At 32.4% G+C, this 9,921-nt stretch carries 10 protein-coding genes; 1 reads left to right on the top strand and 9 read right to left on the bottom strand.

The features are described 5' to 3' along the window. Positions 1 to 80: 80 nt before the first annotated feature. From phoU to ABDH49_00420, 6 genes are read right to left on the bottom strand one after another with little or no spacing between them, the layout of a single operon-like run. A complete protein-coding gene (gene phoU / locus ABDH49_00445) occupies positions 81 to 734 on the bottom strand; it encodes a phosphate signaling complex protein PhoU (GenBank protein MEN3045447.1) in 654 nt (217 codons plus the stop codon). Between the two features lie 16 nt (positions 735 to 750). After that, a complete protein-coding gene (gene pstB, locus ABDH49_00440) occupies positions 751 to 1,503 on the bottom strand; it encodes a phosphate ABC transporter ATP-binding protein PstB (GenBank protein MEN3045446.1) in 753 nt (250 codons plus the stop codon). A gap of 3 nt (positions 1,504 to 1,506) precedes the next feature. Further along, positions 1,507 to 2,376, bottom strand: coding sequence for a phosphate ABC transporter permease PstA (gene pstA, locus ABDH49_00435; GenBank protein ID MEN3045445.1), 870 nt, complete (start codon positions 2,374 to 2,376; stop codon positions 1,507 to 1,509). Continuing rightward, on the bottom strand, positions 2,373 to 3,257 hold the full coding sequence (gene pstC, locus ABDH49_00430; protein MEN3045444.1) for a phosphate ABC transporter permease subunit PstC: 885 nt from the start codon (positions 3,255 to 3,257) through the stop codon (positions 2,373 to 2,375). Before pstC ends, pstA begins: the two co-directional genes overlap by 4 nt. A 35-nt stretch (positions 3,258 to 3,292) precedes the next feature. Next, the gene (locus tag ABDH49_00425) at positions 3,293 to 5,014 is read right to left on the bottom strand and encodes an ATP-binding protein (GenBank protein MEN3045443.1); all 1,722 of its coding nucleotides are present in this window, start codon (positions 5,012 to 5,014) and stop codon (positions 3,293 to 3,295) included. Further along, positions 5,011 to 5,709, bottom strand: a complete 699-nt coding sequence (locus ABDH49_00420; GenBank protein ID MEN3045442.1) for a response regulator — start codon at positions 5,707 to 5,709, stop codon at positions 5,011 to 5,013. The genes ABDH49_00425 and ABDH49_00420 overlap by 4 nt, the downstream gene beginning before the upstream one ends. Positions 5,710 to 5,730: 21 nt before the next feature. Here ABDH49_00420 and ABDH49_00415 point away from each other — a divergent pair, with 21 nt between their 5' ends. Further along, the gene (locus tag ABDH49_00415; GenBank protein MEN3045441.1) at positions 5,731 to 7,038 is read left to right on the top strand and encodes a MiaB/RimO family radical SAM methylthiotransferase; all 1,308 of its coding nucleotides are present in this window, start codon (positions 5,731 to 5,733) and stop codon (positions 7,036 to 7,038) included. Here the strand turns inward: ABDH49_00415 and ptsP are convergent. From ptsP to ABDH49_00400, 3 genes are all read right to left on the bottom strand, one after another. Continuing rightward, positions 7,035 to 8,768, bottom strand: coding sequence for a phosphoenolpyruvate--protein phosphotransferase (gene ptsP / locus ABDH49_00410; GenBank protein ID MEN3045440.1), 1,734 nt, complete (start codon positions 8,766 to 8,768; stop codon positions 7,035 to 7,037). The genes ABDH49_00415 and ptsP overlap by 4 nt on opposite strands. Continuing rightward, positions 8,758 to 9,024 (bottom strand): HPr family phosphocarrier protein, encoded by a 267-nt coding sequence (locus ABDH49_00405; protein MEN3045439.1) that lies wholly within the window; start codon positions 9,022 to 9,024, stop codon positions 8,758 to 8,760. Before ABDH49_00405 ends, ptsP begins: the two co-directional genes overlap by 11 nt. After that, on the bottom strand, positions 9,017 to 9,921 hold a 905-nt coding region (locus tag ABDH49_00400; protein ID MEN3045438.1), incomplete at its 5' end, for a fructose-1,6-bisphosphatase. The genes ABDH49_00400 and ABDH49_00405, both read right to left, overlap by 8 nt.

Here is a 9,921-nt window from a genome sequence, read left to right as displayed (position 1 = left end):
TGCTCCTTTATAATTTATCTGTAGGGAATTGAACCCAGGTAACAATTTTAATTATAAAATTTTAATGTTAAGTTTTCAAGTTACTCTCCCTTATGATGCTTTATAACTTTTCCCTCAACCATAAATATTACATCTTCACTTATATTGGTTGATAAATCTGCTATCCTCTCAATATTGTTTGAAATTCTCATTATGTGCATACATCTTTCTATCGCTCCTGGATCACACATCATATATGAAAGTAATTCCTTTGATATGGAACTATTTAAATCATCTACAATATAATCTCTTTCACAAACACTTTTTGCCTTTTTTGGATCCTCCTCAATAAAAGAATCTATACTATCTTTAAGCATTTTTATTGTTTCACTCGCTATTTTGCTTATTTCTGACAAAAGTTTAATTTTTGGCCTTTCAATTAAAAATAGAGCACTTTCACAAATATTCACAGCATGATCTGCCATCCTCTCAAGATCATTGTTTATTTTAAGTATCATAAGAACTTCCCTTAAGTCTTTTCCCTTAGGCTCATATTTTGCTATAGTGGTAATAGCAAGCTCATCAATTTTAATTTCAAATTCATTCGCCTCAATTTCGTCTTTCTCAATCACTTCCCTTAAAAGTTCTTCCTTTTTCTCAAAAAGCCCCTCTATACTCTTTTCAATCATTCTTTCTACAAGGAAAGCATAGCTTATTATCTCTCTTTTCAGCTCCTCAAGTTTTTCCTCAAACATTTATAGTCCTCCTTTTTTAACCAAACTTTCCACTTAAATACTCCTGTGTTTTTGGATGCTTAGGCACAGTAAAAATTTTATCTGTAGTGTCAAATTCTATCAACTCTCCTAAATATAAAAAAGCAGTAAAATCAGAGATTCTCGATGCTTGAGAGGGATTATGAGTAACAATAACTATAGTTAAGCTCTTTTTTAATTCTTCAAGTAATTCCTCTATTTTTTTTGATGCAACTGGATCAAGTGCAGAAGTTGGTTCATCAAGTAGTAAAACTTCTGGACCAACAGCTAGTGCTCTTGCTATACATAATCTCTGCTGTTGCCCTCCCGAAAGATTTAAAGCATTTTCCCTTAATTTGTCCTTTACTTCTTCCCAAAGATAAGCCTTTTTAAGAGACTCCTCTACTATATAATCGAGTTTTGATTTTTCTTTTATACCTAAAATTTTTGGCCCAAAGGCGACATTTTCGTAAATAGACTTTGGAAAGGGATTTGGCTTTTGAAAAACCATACCAATTTTTGTTCTTATTTCGGAGGGTTCAACACTGTTTTCGTAAATATTTTTTCCCTTGAATAAAACTTTACCCTGTAAAACGAAATTATCAATAAGATCATTCATTCTGTTAAAACACCTCAAAAGGGTTGATTTTCCACAACCTGAGGGGCCCATTATTGCAGTTATTTTATTTTCAGGTATCTCTATGTTTATATTTTTCAAAACATGATTATTTCCAAAATAAACGTTTAAATTTTCAGTTTTTAAAATTGCCATCTTTTAGAGTCTATATTTACTTTTGTAATAATTTCTTAAAATTATTGCTGTTAAGTTTAACATAATTGTTAAAAAAAGTAAAATGATTATTGCTCCAGCAGCATTCTTATGGAACATCTTTTGTGGTCTTGAAATCCAGTTGAAAATCTGAATTGGGAGTACGGTAAAGGGTGAAAGTGGTGTTGACGGTAAAAAGGCAATATAGGTGAGTGCCCCAATTGTTATAAGTGGAGCTGTTTCTCCTATAGCTCTTGAAACTGCAAGTATTATTCCAGTGAGAATCCCAGGTAATGCCACTGGTAGAACTTGATGCCTCACTGTTTGCCACTTTGTGGCACCTAAGGCTAAGCTCGCTTCTCTTATCGAATATGGGACAAGCTTTATTGCTTCTCTAGCCGCAATTATTACATTAGGCAATACCAAAAGTGAAAGTGTTAGGGCACCAGCAAGTATCGATCTTCCGAGGTTTAAAAATCTTACAAAAATTTCAAGTCCAAGGAGTCCATAAATAATCGAAGGGACACCGGCAAGATTTACTATGTTTACTTCTATAAAATTTGTAATGGAGTTTTTAGGTGCAAATTCTTCTAAGTAGATAGCCGCTCCGATTCCGATTGGGACTATAAATAAGATCATAATAACAAGAACATACACAGAACCGACTAAAGCCGATAAAATACCTGCCTCCTCAGGCTTTCTCGAAGGATAACTCGTTAAAAACTTCAAACTTAAAACAGAATAACCATCAAATAAAACGTCTATTATCAAAATTAAAAGTGACATCAAAGCAAAAGTTATAAAAAAGAGCGATAAAATTATAAAGAGTTTCTCTCTTCTTTTTCTTTTAGAGTAAATTTCTTTAAAATCCTTCATAATCTAAATGATTTTATAAATCTCATTCTTAAATTGTGACTTATAACATTGAAGGTGAATGTTATTAAAAATAAAACCATACCGGCTGCAAAAACTGTTTTATATTCAAGAGAGCCAGTTGGAGTATCGCCTAGTGAAACTTGAACAATGTAGGCAGTAATTGTTTCTATTGGAACTAAGGGATTGAATGTTAAAATAGGTCTTTGTCCTGCGGCAATCGTCACAATCATTGTTTCACCTATTGCTCTTGAAAATCCCAAAATTACCGCAGATAAAACTCCCGATGAAGCAGCGGGTAAAACAACTTTAAAAACTGTTTCAAGCTTAGTTGCCCCAAGAGCTAAAGATGCTTCTCTTAAACTTCTTGGAATCAAAGAAAGCGCATCCTCACTCAAAGAGGCAATTGTTGGTATTATCATTATTCCAAGTACAATACCAGGAGAAAGGGCATTAAATCCAGAAATTGATGGTATTATTTTTTTTAGAAGCGGCGTAACAAATAGGAGAGCAAAGTAGCCATATACTACAGTTGGGATACCGGCAAGAATTTCAAGTATAGGTTTAATAATTGCCTTTAATTTAAAGGGCATATATTCACTGACAAAGATTGCTATAGAAAGTCCCATTGGAAAAGCTATCGTAAGAGCTATAATGGAGGTTAAGAACGTACCGGATAAAAGAGGCCAAATACCGAACTTTTTTACGGCAAAAAGTGGTGTCCACTCTTTTTCAGTTAAAAATCTTATTATCGAGACTTCTCTAAAAAATTGTAAAGTTTCAAAGAGTAAAACTAATATGATTCCAAAGGTTGTAAAGACAGAGATTAAAGCAAATATAAAAAAAATACTTTTTATGACCTCTTCTTGAAATCTTTTTCTCATTTGATAAAATTTAATACTTTCTATTTAAATTTTTGTTAAATTTCTGTTAAATTTTTGTTAAAATACGGCAAATCAATTATGACACGTGTTCCCTTACCTTTTTGACTTTCTATATTAACTTTTCCGTTGTGTAGATTAATTATGTGTTTAACTATTGATAAACCGAGACCAAAACCTGCCTTTTCCTTAGATCCAACATAGAACCTCTCAAATACCCTAGGTAAATGTTTTTCTTCAATCCCCTCCCCAGTATCCAAAAATTCAATTCTTACAAGGTTTTCCTTTCTCTGAACTTTAATCTTTATCTCTCCTTTAGTGGTAAACTTTATAGAGTTATCAAAGAGATTAATAAAGACTTGTTCCAATTTAGATTTATCAGCATCAATCTCCCCTATTCCCTCCTCCATCTCCAATTTAAAAATTATTTCTTTTTCCCTTAATTTCTTTTCAAAAATTGGTAAAACATTTTCAACTATTTCTCTTAGGTTAACCTTCTCAATTTGTAAAAACTTTTCACTTTCTATTTGTGAGAGATAAATTATTTTTTCGGTTAGCTCTATTAGTCTATCAATATGTCTTTTAATTACAGCAATATAATTTTTATTCTTTATTTCTTCTTCATCCTCAATAGTCTCTATGTATCCTTTTATAAGGGTTAAAGGTGTTCTTATTTCATGTGAGATGTTAACGGTAAGATCCTTTTTTATCTCTTCTAGTCTTTTAACTTCAGTTATGTCTGTTAGAACTACGATAAAATTTTCTGTATTTGGAATTTTTCTTATTTTTGTATAAAAAAACTTTGATTCATACATTATTTGTCCTTCTGCTTCCTCTTTTTCAAGGGCTTTTTCAAGAATTTTAGAAAACTCAGGTTCTTTTAAAAACTCATAATAAAACTTACATTTTTCTATATTTTTAAAACTTTCCCTTGTTTTTTCGTTATAATAGATTACTTCTCCCTTTTTATTTAGAACAAAGACGTTATCAGGTAAGGCTCTAAGTAAAGAATCTATGGTTGCTCTTTCTCTTTTTACTTCATTTAAGCTTCTTTCTAAATTAATAACCATATCATTAAAGCTTTTTATAAGTTCACCTAATTCATCACTTCTTTTTAAAAATATCCTTATGTTTGTATCCCCTTGAGAAACCCTTTTGAAGGCATAAATTAGATCCCTAAGAGGATCTGTAAATTGTTTAAATAAAGTTAATGAGAGCAGTAAGAAAATCAATAAGAGAAATGAACCTTTAAAAGTTACCTTTAAAATAAAATTAATCAAAAAATTATTTAGAGTACTTATAGGGGTTCCAAGTCTAAGAACAAAAATTTCGTTTTCATTCTTTATGATAGGTATAGCCAGAAAGATATATTTCTCCTTATAATTCTCACTTTTTCTCAAATAAAATGCCTTTTCTCCATGTAGAGCTATTTCAATTTCAGGTTTATTTTTATCTTGGTCTAAAAAATCTTTCAGCTTTGAATCAGCAATAAGTTCACCAGAGCTATTATAAACACTAATAACTAAATTGAAATTTTCACCAAATTTTTTAATTATACTTTTAAGACCCTCAAAATCGTTACTTATAATATAACCTTTGACTTCTTCACTTAAAATTACCCCAAAGTTTTCTAAATTTCCCCGAGTATTCTTTAAATATTCTTCCCGAATTATTTTAAGCTGAAAAAGCGTAATAAAAAGCGTAAAGAAAAGTATTAAAATAAAAAAAACTAAGGTAAGTTTAAAGTTTATCTTATTCATATTTCGAACTTATACCCCATTCCCTTTACATTTTTTATAAATTTTGCTGCTTCACCGAGTTTTTTCCTTAAATTTCTTACATGAACATCAACAGTTCTCTCATAGATAGTTCCACCTCCCTTTGAAATATATTCAAGAATTTGTCTACGAGTAAATAAAACTCCCCTTTTTTCTACAAGAAGTTTCAATAATTTAAACTCCGCCGGTCTTAGATAAACTTTCTCATTACTAACATAAACCTCAAATTTTTTAACATCAATTTTTAAGATATCATCTATCTGAATAACATCTACTTCTTTTTCCTCCTCTTTATATCTCCTCAAAACAGCATTCACTCTTGCAACAAGCTCTCTTGGAGAAAAAGGCTTTGTAATATAGTCATCAGCACCAATTTCTAAGCCTAAAATTTTTTCGTCTACCCTTGATCTTGCTGTAAGCATAATTATCGGAATATCTTTATAATCTTCTTCTCTTTTTAATTCTTTACATAATTCGATTCCGTCATAGTCTGGTAGCATAAGGTCAAGAATGATAATGTCAGGCTTTTTCCTTCTTAGGGCACTTAAAAAGCTTAAGGCATTATAAAAACCTTCAAAGTTATAACCTGCTTTTTCAATATGATGTCTTAAAAGGTCTATGATGTCTGATTCATCATCTACCGCATAAACAAGTCCCTTCTTTTTCAAGTTTTTCAAACTATATTATAATATAACTTTATGAAAAAAATATCAATTGTAACCTTAGGTTGCCCAAAGAACCAAGTAGATAGTGAATATCTTGCTGGAAAGCTTACAAGGTGTGGTTTTGAACTGGTAGGCCAAGAAAAGGCAAAGGCTGTGTTTATAATGACTTGTGCTTTTATTGAACCTGCAGTAAAAGAAACTGAGGAGGTTATAAAAAAGTATATTGAACTTAAAAGAAGAAAAAAAATTGACTTTATTGCTGTAGGTGGATGCTATGTTCATAGATTTAAAGAAAGTATTAAAGAAAGATTCAAAGAGGTCGACCTTTTATTTGGCTTTGATGATATAGAAAAAATAGACAAAATAATTAGTAAAAGGATTACATCAAGTTTTGATACTCCAAAATTTTTATATAATAAAAAAATACCGCGAGCTATTTCTACTGTAAACTATGCTTACTTAAAAATATCAGAGGGATGCGATGAAAATTGTACTTTCTGTATAATTCCACTTCTTAGAGGAAAATATAGGTCAAAGCCAATAGAAAAGGTCTTGTATGAGGCAAAGGAGCTTTTAAACTCGGAATTTTACGAAATAATTTTAATCTCACAATCTACGGGTCTTTACGGCATCGACCTTTATAAAAAGAAAAGTTTAAAAGATCTCTTAAAAAAACTTTTAAGGTTAAAAAATCTCAAACTTTTAAGAATTTTTTACCTTCATCCCGCAGATTTGGATGAGGAAATAATGAAAATAATAGTTGAAAATGAAAAAATAGCACCCTATCTTGATATACCAATTCAACATGTTTCAGAGGAAGTTTTAAGAAAAATGAAAAGAAGAGGTGGAAAAAAAGCAGTTTATAAAGCTCTTGAGTTGATTGAAAAATATAAAAATAAAAGAGATTTAACTGTTAGAACTGAAATAATCGTTGGATTTCCAGAAGAACAGGAAAAAGACTTTGAAGAGCTTTACGAATTCTGCAAAAGGGATAACATAATTAAAAGATGGGCTTTATTTAAGTTTTACGGTGAGAAAGAAAGTTTTGCTTCTCAGAATTATAAGCAACTTGAAAAAGACGTTATAGAAAAAAGATATGATATCATGGAAAAACTTATCTTGGAGAAAAATTATAGTTCACTTTTAGAGCTTGTTGGTAAAAAAGTAACTTTCATTCCTGAGTATAAAGAAGGTAAAAGGATTTTTGGGCATACTGAGTTTGATGCTCCTGAAATAGATGTTAAATCTTATATCGAGTCAGAAAAAAACTTAAAGGAGTTTAATTTTAAAAAGCTTTTAGTACAAGAGATAGATAGTGTAGGCTTTAAGCTGTCTTTTTAATCGTAAAATATTGCCAAGGGGGGTATGTGTTTTTTTATGAATTCAGTTGTTTTTTCTTTAACAGTTCTTGAATCTGGCATTTCTAATGTTTTACGAGCGAATTCTTTTACTTTTTTATATTCAAGCCATTGGAAAACACCATATAAAAGTGGTATTGCATCAGGGTGAACAGATAGTTCATCAACTCCTAAACCCATTAGTATTATTGCTCCAAGGGGATCAGAGGCCATTTCTCCGCAAACGGCAACTTTTTTTCTATAGGGATGTGCTCCTTTTACCACATGGCTTATTAGATTAAGGACAGATGGATGAAACTCACTATAAAGCGGAGCAAGGATTGGATGAGTTCTATCAACTGCCAAAGTATATTGAGTTAGATCGTTTGTTCCTATTGAGAAAAAGTCAACAATTTGTGTAAATTCCTTTACCATAAGAGCTGAAGCTGGTGTTTCAATCATAATTCCAACATTTATGTAATTATCAAAGGGAATGTCTTCTCTTGTAAGTTCCTTTTTAGCCCTCTCTAAAACATTCCTCGTTTCTTCAACTTCTTTTAACGTAGTTACAAGAGGTAGAAGAATTCTTATATTTCCGAGATTAGAAGCTTTTAGAATAGCCCGCAATATCTTTTTCATTATCTCTTTTTCAAATAGAAGAAATCTTATTCCTCTTAAACCTAAAAAGGGATTCTTTTCTTCAAATCCAGGTATAGTTGGTTCTCCGGCTATATCAATTAATCTAATAATAAATGGATCGGGAAAGACCATTTTTGATCCTTTCTCAAAAATTTCTGCTAACTTATCCTCGTTATACCAAACTGTAGGATCCCACATTAAAAGTTCTGTTCTAAAAAGACCTACTCCAAAACCTTTGTTTTTCACAATCTCTTCGACTTCCTCTAAGCTTGCAGCATTACCCATGATGGAAACCCTCTTTCTTTCCTTTCCTTTTCCACCCTTTGGTCCCTTAATAACTTTGTCTAAAGCTTCGGTATAAAGTAATGGCTTTCTTTGATATTCTCTTTTTAATTCTTCATCAGGATTTAGAATAACTTTTCCAGACCAACCATCTAAGATAATTTCATCTCCGTCTTTAGCATGTTCTGTTATATTCTTTACAGCACAAACCGTAGGAATTTTTAAATTTTTTGCTACTATAATGCTGTGAGAAGTGGGACCACCATGTTCTATAACTATGCCTATATCGTTTTGTTTTGAAATTGAAAAAACATCTATTGGTGAAATATCATCTGAAACTATCACTGTCCCAGGCTCTGCGTCAATCAGACTTGGTTTACCATGCAGTACCTCTAAAACCTTTCTTATTAGGTGATTTATTTCCCTTGCCCTTTGTTTAAAAACAAGATTATCGCTTTGTTCAAGTTTTGCAAGGAAACTTTTCATTGACTCAATGAAAGCCGTCTGTGCACTGTATCCTTTCTCAATATACGATTTGACGTAGTCTTCTATAACTGGATCGTTAATAATTAGAATTTCACTCTCTATTATCCTTCTATAGCTTCCTCTGAAGTGTTCAAGCACAAGCTCTAACTCTTTTGTTATCTCTTTTTTAGCCTTTTCAAACTTTTCAAGTTCCTCCCTTTTGTTTTTAACCTCCTGTTGTTCAGGAACTTTAAAAACTTTCAAATCAAATTTTTTTACTTTACCTATTACTACGCCTTTTGAAGCAGGGACTCCCTGAAAAATTTTAGTTTTAATTTTAGTCTTCACCAAACCCTCCCTCTACTAAATCAACTAATTCCTTTAGGGCTTTTTCCTCATCAGGCCCTGAACATCTTATAGTAAGTTTACTTCCCTTTGTGGCTGTTAGAATAAGTAAACTCATTATGCTTTTTCCGTTTACCTCTATACCATCCTTTATCACGTAAACTTCACAACTATACTTCGATGCTATTTTAACAAACTGTGTAGCAGGTCGTGCATGTATACCGAGTGTATTTTTTACAATTACTTCTTTCTCAACCAAGATCCGTAAATCTATCTTTTAATTTTTCTAAAACAGAGGGTAGCGTTGTGTATTCCATTTCCTCTAAACCGAGCCTATGAGGTTCAAATGGTCCCATCCTTCTTATGTAGTCTGTTATTTCCTGTGCTCTTTTTCTTGTCAAATCAAAGGCGGGATCATCAAAAAGATCTTTTGGACCAATAAGTTTTCCATCTTTTAGTTGAAATCCAAGAGCTACAACTCTTGGAGGTCCATCGAATCTTGTACAGGAAGCCTCCTTCATTGACACAGGCATAAGAGGACCCCAATGGGAACCTCTCATCCAACCAGCAACAAGATGTGCATGAGAAAAAGCTTCGAGAATTTCACCTACTGCAGGGAAACCGCTTTGAGCTCTCACTATCATTACAGGGTCGTCCTTACCTACATATCTTCCAGCTATTAGAGATAATCTCTGTGTTGAAGCAGTTGCAGCAATTACGCCGTCTTTTCTATATACGTTCTTTATAGCATAGGTCTCAACAGCACCAATGAGAGCTAAGAGTGAATACATCTCTTCAGGACAGCTTAACCTAACGACCTTACCTTCCTTCATATGGAGAACCTCGAAAATAAAACCATCATGTAATTTTGGGTCAATTACAAGTCCGGCAGTATTAAATGGATCTGCAAATATTTTAAATAAAGGAAAGTTCCATGCTCCTGGAGAGGTTTTGTCAGCCATGAAGATTATTATGGGCTCTGAGGCCCTCTCCTCTAACTCCATTTCTGCTACTCCTGGTCCCATCCCCTTTATGTTGCCCGAGAAGGCATCTGAGAGTATATCTTGGCCTGCTCCGTATAATCCAAGCTCTTCTGCTTTTTTTGAACACTTTTTAAAGATCTGAAAGGCAAGCCCGTGAATTTCTGAATTATCCA

The sequence above is a fragment of the Candidatus Hydrothermales bacterium genome, assembly GCA_039630235.1.
Classification (GTDB): domain Bacteria; phylum Hydrothermota; class Hydrothermia; order Hydrothermales; family JAJRUZ01; genus JBCNVI01.
Note: the sequence above shows the minus strand (reverse complement) of the source record. Positions and strands in the feature narration are given on the sequence as shown.

Excerpts from the sequence above, each read along its gene's own strand:
- phoU (MEN3045447.1), bottom strand. The coding sequence starts at position 734 with ATGTTTGAGGAAAAACTTGAGGAGCTGAAAAGAGAGATAATAAGCTAT.
- pstB (MEN3045446.1), bottom strand. The coding sequence starts at position 1,503 with ATGGCAATTTTAAAAACTGAAAATTTAAACGTTTATTTTGGAAATAAT.
- pstA (MEN3045445.1), bottom strand. The coding sequence starts at position 2,376 with ATGAAGGATTTTAAAGAAATTTACTCTAAAAGAAAAAGAAGAGAGAAA.
- pstC (MEN3045444.1), bottom strand. The coding sequence starts at position 3,257 with ATGAGAAAAAGATTTCAAGAAGAGGTCATAAAAAGTATTTTTTTTATA.
- ABDH49_00425 (MEN3045443.1), bottom strand. The coding sequence starts at position 5,014 with ATGAATAAGATAAACTTTAAACTTACCTTAGTTTTTTTTATTTTAATA.
- ABDH49_00415 (MEN3045441.1), top strand. The coding sequence starts at position 5,731 with ATGAAAAAAATATCAATTGTAACCTTAGGTTGCCCAAAGAACCAAGTA.